We start from the raw sequence: 16,679 nt of genomic DNA on the forward strand, positions 1-16,679 counted from the left end.
GTGGATGGGGCGGTTTTCAAAGGGATCACGCTCCGAAGCCGGTTTCACACTCGTCGAGCTGCTGGTGGTGCTCGCAATCATCGCGCTGATTGCAACACTGGCGGCACCGCAGGTGCTCAAATATCTCGGGTCCGCCCGCACCAGCGCCTCGAAAGCACAAATCCGCAATCTCGAAAGTGCAATGGAGCTCTATTACCTCGACAACAGCCGGTATCCCAGTGACGAAGAGGGTCTCGCGGCATTGGTCACGGCCCCGCAAGGTGCAACCCGCTGGAACGGGCCTTACCTCAAGGGCAACACCGGGCTGAAGGACCCCTGGGGCCGCCCCTATCTCTATGCCCTGAAACAGGATGGCAGCGGCATCAACATCAAATCGCTGGGGCGCGACGGCAAGCCGGACGGAACCGGTGAAGACCAGGATATCGGCAACTGATCCGGGTTGGGCAATTCCAGCGAAACGGCCCAACGGTTCTGTGGCATGATGTGCGTGAACATGAACGGTCCGAGACCATCGGAAATGTTTTAGAGTTCGGGCGAGGAGCCTGAACTTTTCGAACGCTGCGGGTCCGTCGTGGCCAGGTCAAGGCGCGCCAGACCACGGGAAGCAAAGGTTCTGTCGCCGCGAAGGATTTCCAGCCTGATCCGAACAGCCAGAGGCAGGCGCCGCAAGCTCTGCCAGGTCGGCAGCCAGGCCAGTCCTTCAGGAGTATTTTCCAGATATTCGAACGACAGGCCCGTGACGCCGGCCAGAAGCAGAACCTCCCTTTTCGGGTCCTCAGCATGGACACGTCTCGTCCCGTTCGTGAGCACTAGATCGTAGCGGGTGACCGCTCCGCTCGTCGTTGGTTTCCGCAGGCCTATTGCGATCTGGCGCAAAGCGTTGGTACCGAAACCGATGGGTTGGACGGCGTTGAGCTGCATATCCGACGCGGTGCCCTGGAAATAGTGAACCTGATCCGGGTTGGATGGCAGCAAAGGCAATGGCTCCGCACTTCCGATCGTTGTTTCGAGAAACCGGACGGCAGCACTTACTTCCGTTTCGGCCTCCGACGCACTGTCGATCCGCACCAGCGCGCTCGTCTGCCCAATAAAAACGACCATCAGCGACGACATCACCGCCAGGAGGATCAGTGCAATCAACATCTCGATGAGCGTGAACCCAGCCGTGGGTGTTTCGGATTCCTGGCCATGTTTGGAGATGCTGCTGGCCCCACACATGATTGTCATTCCGGAGACGGGATGAAGGTCAGGAACGAACGGCCCCCGCCGGCAATCCGGAGTGCTGTCAGTTTCTTGCCGCCAACAGCGATTTCCTCCTGGCTCCAGCTGTCTCCGGACGCTCCCGACGGCAATGCGCCGGATGTTTCCAGGCCGGTCAACTGTCCTCTCATGCGCAACACCGCATCGGACTGGTTTCGAGCGGAAGCCAGGCTGCGGGCTGCCAGCACGATCGACTGGCTTGCAATCGCCAGGACGAGGGCAAGTATGGTCATGGCGACAATTGTCTCCAGCACCGTGAACCCCGCCTCGCCATCCCTGGTCATGGCGCTGCCACCAGCGTTGCGGCTCCGGTCAACCAGTTGACGTCAACCCTTGAGGTCTTGCCAGCCAATTCGAGATCGACCGCCATCCCGGACGAACTCCCGTTCGGCAGGAAAGTCAGCGTCGCTTCATTGTTCGACGTTGTGGTCTCCAGACCCGTCGTCAACCTCATGTTGGTGCCCGCGGGCAAGATCCGCTCCCTGCCATCTCCGAACCGAATGATGCGACTGCTGGGATTGAAGTCGATCCGCTGCGGATGACCGGTCGAGATCGCCAGCGTGTGCGCGACACGCAACTGAGAAGTCAGCTCCTTCGTCAGCACTTTTAGGTCCGGCTCGCGCGATCGGCGCGCTATCGCCGGCACGGCAATGGCCGCCATCAATCCTATGATGGCCAGGACGACCATCAGCTCGATCAGGCTGAAGCCGTCCTGCCGGTCACCTTTTGCCACAACGCGCGTCATTTGAGCGCCAGGTCGTTGATGGACAGGATCGTCGTCATCACCGAGAGGACAAGGCTGCCAACCAGCATCCCGAGAACGATGGTCAGGGTCGGTGTCAGCAGCTTCAGCAGCGTCTCGATGCGCTTGGAAACTTCCGCCTGCTGCATTCGGGCGGCGCGATCCAGCATCAAGGGCAATGCGTTCGCATCTTCTCCGAGAGCCACCAGGGAAACGACCGAGTCACGGAAGATCTTTGACCTCCCGAGGGCCTCGTTGAGGCGAGCGCCATTACCGACATCGTTCTCCAACAGGGCAAGGTCCGGCGTCAGCGGGCTTTTGCCGACGGTTCCGGTTGAAAGACGCAGCGCTTCGGTCATGGCTACACCATTGGCCAAAAGCAGCGCCAGCGCCTCCAGATAACGGGCCGTCGTCGCCTCCTTGAACAGGGGGCCGATCCACGGAATACCCACATACCAGCCGAACAGCCTTTTCTTGACATCGGCGGAGCGGCTTGCCGCGAGAATTGCCAGCAGGATGACGATCGCGCTCAGTGGAAAGATGAACGGATATTCGCTGACGACAGCGCCAAGCCCGGCCAGCAGGCGCATGGTCAGGGGTGGCGGAGTCGAAGCCCCCTCGAAAATCGGCTCAAGTGCCGGCACGAGAACGAAGGCCAGGACCAACACGGCTGCGACCATCACCACCAGCAGGAAGATCGGATAGGCAAGCGCGCTCACGATCGCCGAACGCCGTTTTGCCCTTGCTTCGTGGATCTCGGCCAGTCGCTCACAGACCACCGGCAGCTTGCCGCTGCGTTCGCCACTGGCCAGCAACGCAATCACGTCGGCCGGCGCATTGTCGAGGCTGGAGAATGCTTCGGCGACCGATCGTCCCGCCGTCGTAAGATCAAGGATGCCTTGCAGGCTTTTGCGGCGCGAAGCATTGGTTTCGCTGGCGATGATCGCCGCGATTGCCCGGTCGATGGTGAAACCTGCATTGAGCAGGACCGAGAGATCGGAAAAGAGCTTGCCGAGGTCCACCGAGCGAGAGAACAGGGATTTCGAAGGCGATTGCACACGCGCCTGCCTGTCACCGACTGCAGTCAACTGATAGGGCCTCAGGCCTCGCCGGGCGAGTTCGCGTGCTGCCTCCTGCGCGGTGCCAGCATCGAGCGTTCCGGCATCGTGCTTTCCATTGGCCAGATATGCCCGGTAGGCAAATGCCGGCATCAGCTATCCCCACGAAGATCGATGACGCGACGAATTTCCTCTTCGGTGGTAATGCCGCTCGCCACCAGGGCCTGTGCATGGCTGCGCATGGGTACGAGGCCCTGTCGGACCGCCAGGTTCTGGATGTCGAGTTCGCTGCCTTCCGTTTCGATCAGCGCCGCGATCTCCTGCGACACGCGCAAGACTTCGTGGGCGACGGTTCGACCGCGGTACCGAGTTCCGTTGCACTCCGGGCAAGGTTGGGCGGCAGTTTGATCATGTATGCATGCCCTACAGACCCGTCTCAGCAGCCGCTGCGCGACAACGCCCCGGATGGTGGCACCTAGCAGGTAGCCGTCGAGCCCCATGTCTCGCAGGCGCGTCAAGGCGCCGGCGGCGCTGTTGGTGTGAAGGGTCGAAAAGACAAGATGCCCGGTCAACGCTGCCTGGATGGCGATCTGCGCCGTCTCGCGATCACGGATTTCTCCGACCAGGATAATGTCCGGATCCTGGCGCAGGATCGATCGCAGCGCGGTGGCGAAATCGAGGTCGATGGTCGGATTCACTTGCAGTTGGGTGATACCAGCCATGCGATACTCGACGGGATCCTCGACGGTGAAGATCTTGACGTCGGCCCGCGAGCATTGCGCGAGAATGGAATAAAGTGTCGTCGTCTTGCCACTGCCCGTCGGACCGGTGACCAGAACGATGCCGTTGGGTGCCTGCGAGAGGCTGCGTATCTGCGCCTGTGCGTGAGCGTCGAAGCCCAGGCGGTCCAGCTTGAGTTCCACACCGCTGCGGTCGAGAATTCGAAGCACGATGGTTTCGCCGTGGATAGACGGAACGATCGAGACACGCAGGTCGATGTCACGACCGCGCACGGCCAGCCGCATGCGGCCGTCCTGCGGCAGCCGCCGTTCGGCGATATTGAGCCGTGCCAGGATCTTCACGCGCGTGGTGATGCCCGCCAGCATCGAGGCGGCTGTCGTGCCGACGACGGACAGGATCCCATCGCGACGGAACCTTATCTGGACATGGTCCTCCAGCGGTTCGATGTGGATATCGGTCGCGTTGGAGTCGACCGCCTGGTGTATGGTTTCCGCCACGAAGCGGACGATCGGTGCCTCGCGCGCGAAATCCTTCAGCCGCTCGAGATCGTCCAGACCAGCATCGAGGTTGAACCCATTGCCGGGCTCCTGTTCCGCTGTCTGTTCGATGCTTGCTTGCAAGCGCTCGATATGGAGACCGATTGTCCGACGCGGCAAAACCCGGAGCACCACCGGCTTGTCGAAATGAAAAGCGACAGCATCGATGATGGCGGCGGCGAACGGATCCGCCACGGCGAGCAGAAGCCGTTGCTGGTCGAGCCCGAGTGGCAAAAGCGCATGTTCACGCAGATAGCCCGGCGTTATGGTCGAAAACACATCCTGATCGGCCAAGTCCGGCACGTCGCTGACGATCGGCAACTCTAGAAATTGCGAAAGCTGGATCGCCAGATCCTGCTCCCCCAGAAGGCCTAGCTCCGTCATCACGGTATCAAAGGGATGAGCGGAGGTTTTCGACGCACTGAGCGCCCGCTGAGACGCGTGAACGGTGAGGATGCCGTTCCGCTCGAGGAAGGCGAGGAATTCCTCGATGCCGGGCAACTTATTCATCGCCCCATTTCCTGATCATGTTTGAAACGGCAGCGCCGAAAAGCAGGTCGCAATCCTGCGCCGCTCGCTGACGTCGCGGGAGCACGCCGGATTGCCGCTGGAGAATCTGGGAAACGCGCCTGAAACCACCCCGCTGCGAGGGTGTGATTTCAACGACATAACCCGCATGACCGGCGATCCCTGATCCCTCACGGCCGATGGCGACTTCAATGGTGTAGACGGAAACGCTCGCGCCCTCATAGACGGAAGTGTCGATAGCGGATTTCCCGCCTAAAACTGCGCGAAGCATGACCGGCGCACGCTCGGCAGAGGGAACGCCCCGCTGGGATTTGATTGTAAAGACATTCAGCAGATCCCGTAGATCAACCCGCGTCAGAGCCTGAAAATCCTGCAGCTCGGACACCGACTCGAAAGCGGCATGCTTGGGTGTTTTGGCACCGACCCCGACCATGGCGTCCTCGGAAAACAAGTTCGCGGAAGCGCCTCGATAGGCGGCGACAGACGTCGCCAGCAGTCCGGCTTTCATTTCGTCGAAACCAAGCGCCCGGAACCCGAGTGACAGGGTTTCTTCTCCCGCCGCATTGAGATCGATCAGGCCGGAGTGGTCCTGGACGACGATTTCGAAATCGAAGGGGCCGATGCGGCACTGCGTCGGCTGGGAATTGATCCTTAGCGCGGGTGGCGGCTTTTCGCCGGTCAGTTCCGCGGCAACGACGTTTGTGAGACCTTCAGCCAGCACCGACAATCTCATATGCTCGGTTTCGTTGCGGGCGATCATCAGGCGCGTTCGCGCGGTGATGGCAAAAGGCGTGATGATTGCAGAGACGATCAGCATGAACGCCAGCACGGCCAGCAGTGCGAATCCCGCGACCCTGCTATCGTTCGAACTGACTCTACTGGACATGGCTGGCGCCCGCCGCCGGCGGCACATTCGTGCCTGCCGGATAGAGGGAGAGGCGGATTGATTGCTCGCCCCGCTGCAATGTCACCTCATCTCTGCTTATGGCGGCGATTGTCCAGTCATCGATCGTTTCGCCGTTTCGGAACCAGTTCGCGTCCTGTTTTCCCGTGGCCAGAAGCAAAGCTCTCGGAACGGCCTGAGTGACGCTGACGCCCAGCAGCACCGGGGTTGGCGATTGTGGTGGAGCAGCCTCCGCCGGCGCCGGTATCGGCTCCGTCACCTGCGCCGGTTCGTTGGCTGCGACAGGAACCGGTTTTCTTCGCGTTGGGTTGAACAGTGGCCGGTCAAACGTTTCCGAAAAGCCATCCAGACGAGAAAGCGATATCGCCTGGGTTTTGTCTCCTGTTCGCGGTGTTCCCTGGTCCGATCTATCACCCGGGGCTATGGGGCTCGTTCCCGCCGGGCGTTCATACAAGCCGAAATTGATCACGCCCAACGCTCCAAGGGTCAACCCGAACAGCAGGATCAGGCTCAGCCTGTTCATGACTTACTCTCGGCATTGTTTGCGGCGCCGGTCTGCAATACACCGTAAAACAGCAGTTGCGCTGATATCTCGTTCGCGTTGGCCTGAGGCATGTCGGGGTTGCCGCCAGCCGCAGTCAGCGTCGCTTCGCGCACGAACAGCACCGGCAGGCTCGTCTCGAGATTGAGCAGAAGTCCGTGGATGTTCTCCAGTGGGCCTGAAATATTGGCGCGCAGTCCGACATAGATGACGCCCTGCTCATTGAGGGTGGGCGCATTGCCTGCGGAAAGGACGACCACATTCGCGGCGCCAGCCGCCTCGCTCAACCTTTTCTGCAAACCGCTTCTGGCCGCGGCCTCATTTTCACCCGGCAGGAATTCTGCCTGAACTCCTTTCCCCGCCTCGGCGCTGTCATTTGTCTTGATCGACTTTTCCAGGGCGACGATGGAAAGCAACCGGCCGAGTTCCTCACGCTTTTCGTAAACCTCACTCCTGGCCGACATGACCGAGCCGTAGAGCCCTGCCACAACTATGCAAGCCATCCCAAGCAAGACCAGGCCAAAAACGATTGCAGCACCTCGCCGGACGAGAAGAGGAGCGTTCAGGAGGCGCACTGACCACATCAGACGTCACCAGCCGTCGCAGTAATGGTGAAACGCTCGCCGGATTGCCCCGGCACCTTTGTCACCGGCGCCGAGAACTCGGGGGAGGCGAGCAAGGGGGATGCCGCGAGCGGAGCTATGAGTTCCGGCGCTGAGGCGGCATAACCCGTGATGGTCAGCATATTGCCTTTTGAGGAGAAGTCAGTCAGCCAGGCGCTGTCCGGCAGAACATGGGTCACTTCCGCCAGCAGCTTGACGACGGACACCGAGCTGGTCTTTTCCTTGCGTATCTTATCGACCTGATCGAGCTGCGTCTGCCGCTGTCGAAGCATGGTCCTGGCGGTTTTGGCCTCGACCTCGAGCGACACGATTCTTTCGTCAAGCTCGGAGGCTGCCTGCCAGTAGCGCCACTGAAGGTGGCCATACGTCGCCAGGATAGCAACGGCGGTGATGGAGGCCATGGTCAACACGGTTCGCTGGAAAAGCCGTTCACCTGGGTTTTGCACGGCCGTAACCCTGCTCAGGCGATCCACGGGCAGGGCGGCCTCACGATCGCCGATACGGATCGAACGGACGGAAATTCCATGTGTGAGGAGCGCTTCGACAACTGGGGCGAGGGTCTTTCTCTTCACGACATAGTAGAAACTATCGTTGCCGGGCGCTTCGGTGAAGAACAGATGCGCCTGGGCCGTATCGATCGGCGTTGTGGCCATGACATCCAACGTGGCCATGGCTCGCGCCTGCCTTCGCGGCAACCGATAGGGTGCAAGCAACCTCCTCAGGCAAATCGTGCTGCTGAGACGTATGTCGCACGAGCGAGGTTTCCCCGTCCGCGTTCCGAATTTTTCGGCAATCTCCTGCGCTGACGCCGTGAGATCGAGTGGCAGAGACTGGAACTCCACCTCGTTTCGCCTGTGAATGCGAATACCGTCTTCAGCGAGATCGACAGTCCAGTCCGGGGCGCTGTCTGGCGACCGCTGCTTGTTGCGCGATACAAGACAGTGGATTTCCTCCAACCACCAGTCGAAGAAATCGAGAGCCCGCGTCATCCATGGCTTCATGAGAGGTCGCCCCCCAACGACGACCGAATCCTACCCCTTCACGGACTTTATAACCAGCGGCGCCGCCAGACACGCCCCACCTGATCCACGGGGCGTAACCCACAAGTTTCTTGGCGAAAATTGGTTTTGGGTCACAGTGTATAGGCGATCTGGTGTGTTTGACGGCCTCGCCCTTCAAAGTGAACGGTATTCCGCCGCGGTTCTGCGCCGTGCAGCCATGCCAAATCGAAACGCTGTCCTTGTGAGGGTAGACAAGTCGAAAATTCCGGTAACATATTGGTGAAGGTGGTGGGGCTTAGCAGGCGCGCGAGCGATGCCTGTTGGTAGTTGGAAGCAGCAAACCGGTACGGCCGTACTCTTGACGGTTGTAAGAGAGGGAACCCCAACACATGCCGAAACCAAGCCACACGAGCGACCAATGGTGGGTCAACGACCAGACACCAGACAACCCATATGGCAAAAGCACGGACTACGAGGCTTATCTCGATTATCTGGGTGCGCTGGACCGCAGCCTGACGCCGGCGATCGCCGCGGGCACGCTGAGGATCAATGTCTATGAGCTGAACGACCATCCCGAATACAAGGCTGCCGCGATCGGCGCCCTGCAGATGTGGTCGCTTGTCACGCCTTTGAAGTTCGAGATCGTCGACGATACGCCTTACAACAGCGCGACCGACTGGATGCAGGTCGTCAGCCCCGAACTCGGCGAGGAAGACGACGGCAGTGCCTATTCGAACGATCGTTATGTCAGCATCGGCCAGCGCTTCCACGACACCGAACCGAACAAGACAGCCGTTGGAGGCTATGTGTTCGATTCTTTCATCCATGAGTTCGGCCATGAATTCGGCCTGAACCACCCCGGCCTCTACAATTACAGCGGCCCGGGCGGCGTTCAGATCAACTATCTCAACAACGCGACCTGGACGTATGACCGCCAGCAATACAGCGTCATGTCCTATTTTGATGGCATCGACGTGGGCGAAACCACCCGCTGGTCAGCGTCAACGCCTATGATGGCGGACATCGAGGCCGTCATCCGCCGCTTTTTCTCCACGGTCGACGCGAATGGTGAGCGCACTTACCAGGAGATCGACCTCAACACCGGCGACAACGTCTACGGCTTCGGCAGCACGGTCGAAGGCTATCGGCTCAGCGCCTCGGGCATGCAGCACGACATCGGCTTTGTGATCCACGATACCGGTGGAACCGACACGATCGACTTCTCCGGCTCGACGGCAGGCACAATTCTCGATCTGCGCGCCGGATACTTCTCCAGCGTCAACGGCCACCACAACAATGTGTCGATCTTCGCGGGGCACAATGCCAACCAGACCGACTATTACATTGAGAACGGAATCGGCAGCCGCTTCAACGACATCCTGATCGGAAATGCCGGCAACAACGTCCTTGACGGCCGTGGCGGCGCCGACCGCATGGCCGGCGGAGCCGGAGACGACACCTACTTCGTCGATTCCCTCGACGACATCGTTCGCGAGGAAGCGAATGGCGGCAACGACACGGTTGTGTTGATGTCCAGAAGCTTGAAGATCCGCAAGATCGCCAATGTCGAACACATCATCTATGCGGACGAATTGACGACCCCACCTGTAAGCGGCGGCACTGAAACCCCGCCGATCATCGGCGATAACACGATGACCAGCATCATCTGGGGGACCAAAGGCAATGATACGCTCGACGGTGGCGGCGGCAACGACACCATCTTCGGCCAGGACGGTGACGACCTCATCATTGGCGGCCGCGACTCGCTTGCCAGCCGCGACATCAACAACACCATCCCCATCGAGGATCTGGACGACCAGACCGAGAGCGACGACGGCAATGACACGCTTTATGGCGGCCGCGGCAACGACACCATCCTTGGTGGCGCCGGCAACGATATCCTCGATGGTGGCGACGGTGACGACACGCTGAGCGGCCAGGACGGTATCGACATCTTCCGGGGCGGCGCCGGCGTCGATACGGTCGACTACAGCAAGGAAAGCCCCTTCCAGCTGCTCGTCAACCTTGAGACGAATGTCGCCAGCGGCGGCACCGCCTCCGGCGACACCTTCTACAGCATCGAGAACCTGATCGGCTCCGACGACCGTATCGACCGCTTCATCGGTAACGCCTCGGCAAATCATTTCTGGGGCCAGGGTGGCGGTGACTATTTCAACGGTCGCGACGGCGACGACATACTGGATGGCGGCAACGACGGTGACATCCTGTACGGCGAAGGTGGCAACGACACCATTATCGGCGGTTCCGGCCAGGACTATATGGACGGCGGCGACGGTATCGACACGGTCGTCTATTCAGGCAGCTCCGACGGCGTAACCATCAACCTGGCCAATGGCACTGCCAGTGGCGGCGACGCCGACGGCCCGGTGCAGATCGTCGGGCGCGGCACCGTCATCCGGCATGACATCCTCGTCGGCTTCGAAAATGCCGTGGGTTCGTTCTACGACGACCACATCATCGGCAACGCCCAGGCCAACGTCCTCTCCGGCGGTGGGGGAGACGATATCCTGACCGGCGGCGGTGGACACGACACGTTGAACGGCGGCGCGGGAAGCGACACAGCGGATTACTCCGACGCAACCAGCGGCGTCAGGCTTCAGCTGGGTGGCGGCAGATCCGGTGGCGACACTTACATCTCGATCGAGAATCTTGCCGGTTCGGGATTCAACGATCAATTGACCGGTGACGGCGCAGCCAATGTTCTGACCGGGCAAGGCGGCAATGACACCATCAATGGCGGCGGCGGCGATGATACCTTGCTCGGCGACTTCGCCTATCAGGGTGACATACCGCCACGCCCGGGTATGGGCACCGGCTATGCCACGCTCGGAGCGGATGCAACGAACAACTCGATCGCGACCGCCTTCGACATCTCCAACAACTTCTCGCTGGCTGCCGACCCGGATATCTTCGATTCGACGACCACACTTCATACGACCGTCAATGCCACCGGCAACGGCAAGGGCGGTTATTACAGCATCACCCTGGCGGCCGGCACGATCATCTCGATCGACATCGACGGAATTGCCAATCCCAATGTCCACGACAGCTGGGTGCGGTTGCTGGACCGCAACGGCAACATCGTCGCGCAGAACGACGATGGCGGTGGTGACCCCGGGTCCACAACCGGACGGGATTCGAGCACGGTTTTCGTCGTCAAGGAAGCCGGCACCTACTTTATCCAGGAGGGTATGTGGTCGCCCTCGGTGCCCGGTGACGGCTGGGCGGATGCCGTGCCGTCCGGCTCGACATACAAGCTGAACGTGTCGGTCGAATTCCCGCCAGCACCGGCTCAGCCGGGTGTTGCTGGTTCCGACACGCTGAATGGCGGCAGCGGCAGCGACCTCTTGGATGGTGGTCTGGCCGCCGATACGCTGACCGGCGGTTCGGGAGAGGACTCTTTCCGCTTCTCGACGGCTCTCGGCAACGGCAATGTCGACTGGATCAAGGATTTCAACGTCGCCGACGATACGATCCTGCTCGACAACCTCATCTTCACGAACCTGGGCAACGACGGTGCTCTCGCCCTGGGCGCCTTCTTCAAGAGTGCCTCGGGTGTTGCGCATGATGCCGACGACCGCATCATCTACGACACCGACAGTGGAGCACTGTCCTACGACGCCGATGGATCCGGGCAAGGCGTGGCAATCCAGTTTGCGCAACTCAACGCGCATCTGAACCTTTCGGCTGCCGACTTCATTGTCACTTGATTTGTTAAGGCAGGGGCGCTTTCGGGCGCCCCTCAACCGCACGGCGTCGGTTGTCTCGATCCAGAGCAGCGGCGCAACGATCCAGGAAGAGTTTGTGATGAAGCAGCCGACCAATCGCCGTACAGTACTGATGGCAGCAGGGGTTGCAGCGGTCGCCGCGGCCACCGCGACGGCCACAGCGCAATCAACGGATATCCGGGGCACGGTCACGTTCAAGGGCAATGTGGCTATCCCCGAAGGTCATCTCGAGATCTATCTCGAAGATCCCGCCATCAAGAACAAGGCACAACGCCGTGCCGCGGAAACGCGTGTCAAAAGCAGCGGCGGCTCAAAGAAGCTGGAATTCTCCTTGCCCCTGGTTGCAGCCTCAGCCGCTGTCTCGCCAACGCTGCAGATCGTTGCGCGGCTGGAGCGCGCGGATGGCTGGCTGGTCGCGCGGGGCAGCGCAAAAGTCGAGGCGGGTTCACCCGTCCATGTAACGCTCAACACTGTGATGTATTGAAGGGCACGGATCCGGTGGCTGGGGGTGTAGTCATTTTCGGCACTGCGATGCCTGACCTCGATTGCGAGTTTGCATGATGCCGACATCGTCGCCGCAGCTCACACTGGTCGGGATCCTGTCGTCGTTTCGACGCGCTTTTTCCGGCATTGTCCTGATGAGTGGTGTCGTGAACATACTGGCACTGACCGGCTCTTTCTTCATGTTGCAGGTCTATGATCGGGTCGTTCCCGGCCGCAGTGTACCGACGCTGGTCGGCCTAGCGGTGTTTGCCGCCACCCTGTTCGTCTTTCAGGGTGTTCTCGAGCTGATCCGCTCGCGTCTGATGGTGCGTCTGGGGCAGGGGCTCGATGCAGAACTCAGCCCATCGGTCTATTCGGCACTGATGCGCCTGCCGTTGCGGGCCAAGCTCCCCGGCGACGGGCTGCAGCCTTTGCGGGATCTCGACCAGGTCCGCTCCTTCGTCGGCAGTGCCGGACCGACTGCACTGTTCGACCTGCCATGGGTGCCGCTCTATATCGGCATCTGTTTCATTTTCCACTTCTGGATCGGCGTTACCGCGCTGGCGGGCGCCATCGTCCTGTTCGGATTGACGCTTCTGGCCGAATTCCGGACGCGTGGCCCGACCAAGATCGCGGGGCAGCATGCCACGACCCGCAGCACATTGGCGGAGGCGACGAGGCGCAATGCGGAAGCCATCCAGGCCATGGGTTTTGGTGGTCGGATTGCCGAGCGCTGGCATGCGGTCAACGCGGACTATCTGACCGCCCATGCGGCAGCCAGCGATGTCGCGGGCACGCTCGGTACGATTTCCAAAATATTGCGGCTGATGCTGCAGTCCGGAATTCTGGCGATCGGCGCCTACCTGGTCATCCAGCAGGAAGCGACCGGCGGCATCATGATTGCAAGCTCGATCATGATGGGCAGGGCGCTTGCACCGATCGAACTGGCGATCGCGCACTGGAAAGGGTTCGTTGCGGCACGGCAAGGCTGGGCGCGCCTGAAACAGCTGTTGTCCGCCTTGCCCGAAGGCGTGACCAGCGTGACCTTACCCGCGCCTGTCAGCACCTTGGTCGTCGAGACCATCACTGTCGCTCCGCCCGGCGAACAAAAACCGGTGGTATGGGATGCGAATTTCACGCTGGCCAAAGGAGCCGGCCTCGGCGTCATCGGCCCGAGCGCTTCCGGCAAATCGTCGCTGGCGCGGGCGCTCGCCGGTGTCTGGCTGCCGGCACGCGGCGCCGTGCGGCTGGACGGCGCCACGCTCGACCAGTGGCCGACCGAAGCGCTGGGCAAGCATATCGGCTATCTGCCACAGGATGTGCAGCTCTTCGATGGAACGATTGCGCAGAACATCGCCCGTTTCGACCCGGACGCATCATCCGAAGCCGTGCTGGCGGCGGCCAAGGCTGCTGGCGTACATGATCTCGTCGTGCATCTGGCCGATGGTTACGACACACGCGTCGGAGAGGCTGGCACCGCACTGTCGGCCGGGCAGCGGCAGCGCATAGCGCTCGCACGGGCGCTCTATGGCAATCCGTTCCTTGTCATCCTGGACGAACCGAATTCCAATCTGGACGCGGAAGGCGAAGTGGCCCTGTCCGCCGCCATTCAAGGCATCAGGGATCGGGGCGGCATCGTCGTCGTCATCGCCCATCGATCCAGCGCTCTTGCCAGCGTCGATACGGTGCTGGTGATGGCCAATGGGCACGTGCAGGCCTTCGGCCCGAAGGACGAAGTCCTGAGCAAGGTTTTCCGGTCACCGGCGCCACTCAAGGTCGTTGCCGCCACGGATAGAGGGATCCCTGCTTGAGCAAAGCCAGCCCGCAGCATCGCCAAGTCCAACGCTATCTTGTGGCCGGGCTCGCCACCTGCCTTCTACTGGTCGGCGGTGTTGGCGGCCTGGCGGCAGTGACCAGAATGTCAGGCGCCGTGATCGCCTCCGGCCGGCTGGTGGTGGATTCCAACGTGAAGAAGGTTCAGCATCCAACCGGCGGCGTGGTTGGCGAGATCAGGGTGCGTGAAGGCGACCTGGTCAAGGCGGGCGATATTCTGGTGCGCCTGGACGAGACGACGACGCGCGCCAACCTGGCGATCGTCTCGAAAGGTCTGGACGAGTTTTATGCACGGCTGGCCCGCCTGGAGGCCGAACGCGACGGCAAGGCAACGGTCAGCTTTCCATCGCTGCTAACATCGCGGCAAAGCGAGGCGGGTGTCGCGGCATCGATGGCCGGAGAACAGTCGCTGTTCGATTTCCGTTACCAGGCGCGATCCGGCCAGCGTTCGCAATTGCGCGAGCGGATTGCCCAGTTGACGGAAGAGACTGCCGGGCTGACCGAGCAACGGCAGGCGAAACGCCGCGAGATCGAATTGATCCAGGTCGAGCTGGAAGGCGTGCGCGATCTGTGGAATCGCAAGCTGGTCTCGATCAACCGCATGACGGCGCTGGAACGGGACGCTGTACGGCTCGAGGGCGAGCACGGGCAATTGACCGCTGGAATAGCCCAGGTGAAGGGCAAGGCGGCAGAGATCGAACTCCAGATCATCCAGATCGACCAGGATCTTCGCAGCGAGGTCGCGACCGAATTGCGTGAGGTACAGGGCAGGATCGCCGAATATGTCGAACGCAAGGTCGCTGCCGAGGATCAGCTGAAGCGCATTGACCTGCGCAGCCCGCAGGATGGCGTGGTGCTGCAACTGGCCGTGCATACCGTCGGCGGGGTCATCACGTCAGGTGAACAGGTGATGCAGATCGTGCCGGTGACGGACGAACTGACTGTCGAAGCGCGTATTGCGCCGCAGGATATCGACCAGGTGACGACAGGCCAGGATGCACTTTTGCGCCTGTCGGCTTTCAATCAGCAAACCACACCGGAACTGACCGGAACACTGTCACGCGTCTCGGCCGATCTGACGACAGACGAACGCACAGGGATCGCGTATTACGTTGCCCGTGTGAAACTGCCGAAGGCGGAAGTGGCCAAGCTGCACGGGCTGGCGCTGGCCCCCGGCATGCCGGCCGAGGTGTTTTTTCCAACGGGCGATCGGACCATGCTTTCCTATCTGGTGAAGCCATTGTCGGACCAGATCCAGAAAGCTTTCCGCGAGGAGTAGGGCCGTTTCTCTTGCTGCGAATGTGCAGGGAAGGGCAACTACCGCAAATTGCCTTCTCCGTATCGAGCTATCTGATGCGCGAGAGATATCCAAAAAGGAAATTGGCTGGGGAACCTGGATTCGAACCAGGACTAACGGAGTCAGAGTCCGTGGGTCTACCGTTAACCTATTCCCCAAAAAGCATTCTATTCAATGCTTTGGCGAAACGAGCTGAAGCGCTTTTGGCTTTGTAGCCGGCGGCCCGGTATGCCGCGTGCCCGTTTCTGCGCTGCCTTGTAGCCATGCTTTGCAAATAGTCAAGCCTCGACTGCGCTTCAATTCGCACGCCGACCGAATTGCGAGCGTTCAAACAGCAACACCACGATCAGGGCGAGCACGAGCGGAATGATGAGGTAGAACAAGCGGAACACCAGCAGGGCCGCAATGACGCCGGCCTGGTCCATCTGTGGCAGGCCGGCCAGGAACACCACCTCGAACACACCAAGGCCGCCCGGAGCATGCGAAATCTGGGCAGCCGAAAAGGCAACCAGGAAGATGGCGAAGACGACGAGGTAACCCGGATTGTTCTCGACAGGCAGCGCGAAATAGAGGATTGCGCCCGCCGCCAGGATTTCCAGCGGCCCGATCACCAGCTGGCGCGCCACGATCGGCAGCCTGGGGTAGTGAATCTGTACGGAGCCGATCTTCAGGGGCTTCAGGTGCAGCCAGCTGCCAAACACGTAGGCGGCAACCAGGAGAATCATCACAATGCCGGCGCCTGCCGACAGCCCGCCATAACCGACCTCCTTGAACGCGCTGACGTCGGCGAAGCGCTCGAACAGGTCTGGGATCAGGATCAACACGATGCCGCCGAGCAGAATCGACGACAGCACGAAGGTGATCCAGCAGACCGCCACCAGAACGCCGACTTCCTGGCCGGACAGGCCACGCGTGGCGTAGGCGCGGTAACGAATGACAGCCCCGGAGAAAACCGAGCCGCCTATGTTGTGCGACAGCGCATAGGTCGTGAAGGAGCAGAGCGTCACGAACAGCCAGGACACCCGTTTTTCGAGATGTGTCAGGGCAATGTGATCATAGCCGGCGAGGGCAGCATAGGCGACGACCGAACTCAGCGCAGCAAGCAGCCAATGCGTCCATCGTATTGCAGCGAGGCTGGCCCAGACATCGTCCAGCGAAATACCGCGCAGTTCGTTGAACAGAACCCATACTGAAAAAGCGACAGCCGCCAGTCCGATGGCCGGCCAGATGAAACGTTTGAAATTCATGCCGTCACGGCCATCAGCAACCCCAACTCATCACGATTCGACGCCCCGCACAGGCTGACCGACGACAATTGCGGCGGTAAGCCCATTCAACCAGAAATGCCTGATCGAAGCCGGCTATTCAACACTTGTGGCGTGT

At 60.9% G+C, this 16,679-nt stretch carries 15 protein-coding genes and 1 tRNA gene; 5 read left to right on the forward strand and 11 right to left on the reverse strand.

Annotated features, from left to right (window positions below; all coding sequences use genetic code 11):
* The first annotated feature begins 4 nt into the window (after window positions 1–4).
* Window positions 5–433 (forward strand): type II secretion system major pseudopilin GspG, encoded by a 429-nt coding sequence (gspG, locus tag AC3WTO_RS07440; RefSeq protein ID WP_492460828.1) that lies wholly within the window; start codon window positions 5–7, stop codon window positions 431–433.
* Between the two features lie 89 nt (window positions 434–522).
* Here the strand turns inward: gspG and AC3WTO_RS07445 are convergent, their stop codons facing one another.
* The 9 genes from AC3WTO_RS07445 to AC3WTO_RS07485 form a co-directional block, all read right to left on the reverse strand.
* The gene (locus AC3WTO_RS07445) at window positions 523–1,218 is read right to left on the reverse strand and encodes a prepilin-type N-terminal cleavage/methylation domain-containing protein (RefSeq protein WP_492460074.1); all 696 of its coding nucleotides are present in this window, start codon (window positions 1,216–1,218) and stop codon (window positions 523–525) included.
* A 5-nt stretch (window positions 1,219–1,223) separates the two neighbouring features.
* The gene (locus tag AC3WTO_RS07450; protein ID WP_492460075.1) at window positions 1,224–1,544 is read right to left on the reverse strand and encodes a PulJ/GspJ family protein; all 321 of its coding nucleotides are present in this window, start codon (window positions 1,542–1,544) and stop codon (window positions 1,224–1,226) included.
* Entirely contained in the window at window positions 1,541–2,005 is a 465-nt protein-coding gene (locus AC3WTO_RS07455; RefSeq protein ID WP_492460076.1) for a GspH/FimT family pseudopilin, read from the reverse strand. The genes AC3WTO_RS07450 and AC3WTO_RS07455 overlap by 4 nt, the downstream gene beginning before the upstream one ends.
* Window positions 2,002–3,213 carry a type II secretion system F family protein gene (locus AC3WTO_RS07460; RefSeq protein ID WP_492460077.1) on the reverse strand — a complete coding sequence of 404 codons (1,212 nt, stop codon included), beginning with the start codon at window positions 3,211–3,213 and terminating at the stop codon, window positions 2,002–2,004. Before AC3WTO_RS07460 ends, AC3WTO_RS07455 begins: the two co-directional genes overlap by 4 nt.
* Window positions 3,213–4,847 (reverse strand): GspE/PulE family protein, encoded by a 1,635-nt coding sequence (locus tag AC3WTO_RS07465; RefSeq protein ID WP_492460078.1) that lies wholly within the window; start codon window positions 4,845–4,847, stop codon window positions 3,213–3,215. Before AC3WTO_RS07465 ends, AC3WTO_RS07460 begins: the two co-directional genes overlap by 1 nt.
* The gene (locus tag AC3WTO_RS07470; protein WP_492460079.1) at window positions 4,840–5,625 is read right to left on the reverse strand and encodes a hypothetical protein; all 786 of its coding nucleotides are present in this window, start codon (window positions 5,623–5,625) and stop codon (window positions 4,840–4,842) included. The genes AC3WTO_RS07465 and AC3WTO_RS07470 overlap by 8 nt, the downstream gene beginning before the upstream one ends.
* 115 nt (window positions 5,626–5,740) lie before the next feature.
* Entirely contained in the window at window positions 5,741–6,292 is a 552-nt protein-coding gene (locus AC3WTO_RS07475) for a hypothetical protein (protein WP_492460080.1), read from the reverse strand.
* Entirely contained in the window at window positions 6,289–6,894 is a 606-nt protein-coding gene (gene gspM / locus AC3WTO_RS07480) for a type II secretion system protein GspM (RefSeq protein ID WP_492460081.1), read from the reverse strand. Before gspM ends, AC3WTO_RS07475 begins: the two co-directional genes overlap by 4 nt.
* Window positions 6,894–7,922 carry a PilN domain-containing protein gene (locus AC3WTO_RS07485; protein WP_492460082.1) on the reverse strand — a complete coding sequence of 343 codons (1,029 nt, stop codon included), beginning with the start codon at window positions 7,920–7,922 and terminating at the stop codon, window positions 6,894–6,896. Before AC3WTO_RS07485 ends, gspM begins: the two co-directional genes overlap by 1 nt.
* A 401-nt stretch (window positions 7,923–8,323) precedes the next feature.
* Between AC3WTO_RS07485 and AC3WTO_RS07490 the strand changes: the two genes are divergently transcribed.
* The 4 genes from AC3WTO_RS07490 to AC3WTO_RS07505 all read left to right on the forward strand — a co-directional run bounded on the left by AC3WTO_RS07490 (window position 8,324) and on the right by AC3WTO_RS07505 (window position 15,278).
* Window positions 8,324–11,665 carry a M10 family metallopeptidase C-terminal domain-containing protein gene (locus AC3WTO_RS07490; RefSeq protein ID WP_492460083.1) on the forward strand — a complete coding sequence of 1,114 codons (3,342 nt, stop codon included), beginning with the start codon at window positions 8,324–8,326 and terminating at the stop codon, window positions 11,663–11,665.
* Window positions 11,666–11,762: 97 nt separating this feature from the next.
* On the forward strand, window positions 11,763–12,167 hold the full coding sequence (locus AC3WTO_RS07495) for a hypothetical protein (protein ID WP_492460084.1): 405 nt from the start codon (window positions 11,763–11,765) through the stop codon (window positions 12,165–12,167).
* 73 nt (window positions 12,168–12,240) lie between these two features.
* On the forward strand, window positions 12,241–13,977 hold the full coding sequence (locus AC3WTO_RS07500) for a type I secretion system permease/ATPase (RefSeq protein WP_492460085.1): 1,737 nt from the start codon (window positions 12,241–12,243) through the stop codon (window positions 13,975–13,977).
* Window positions 13,974–15,278 (forward strand): HlyD family type I secretion periplasmic adaptor subunit, encoded by a 1,305-nt coding sequence (locus tag AC3WTO_RS07505; protein WP_492460086.1) that lies wholly within the window; start codon window positions 13,974–13,976, stop codon window positions 15,276–15,278. Before AC3WTO_RS07500 ends, AC3WTO_RS07505 begins: the two co-directional genes overlap by 4 nt.
* Before the next feature lie 102 nt (window positions 15,279–15,380).
* On the opposite strand, the gene AC3WTO_RS07510 is transcribed toward AC3WTO_RS07505, so the two are convergent.
* Window positions 15,381–15,454, reverse strand: a tRNA-Gln gene (locus AC3WTO_RS07510).
* A gap of 138 nt (window positions 15,455–15,592) precedes the next feature.
* Complete coding sequence (locus AC3WTO_RS07515) at window positions 15,593–16,543, reverse strand: lysylphosphatidylglycerol synthase domain-containing protein (protein WP_492460087.1); 951 nt, start codon at window positions 16,541–16,543, stop codon at window positions 15,593–15,595.
* Window positions 16,544–16,679: the final 136 nt, after the last annotated feature.

It is taken from the genome of Mesorhizobium sp. EU05-FHT14A09, from assembly GCF_058790995.1.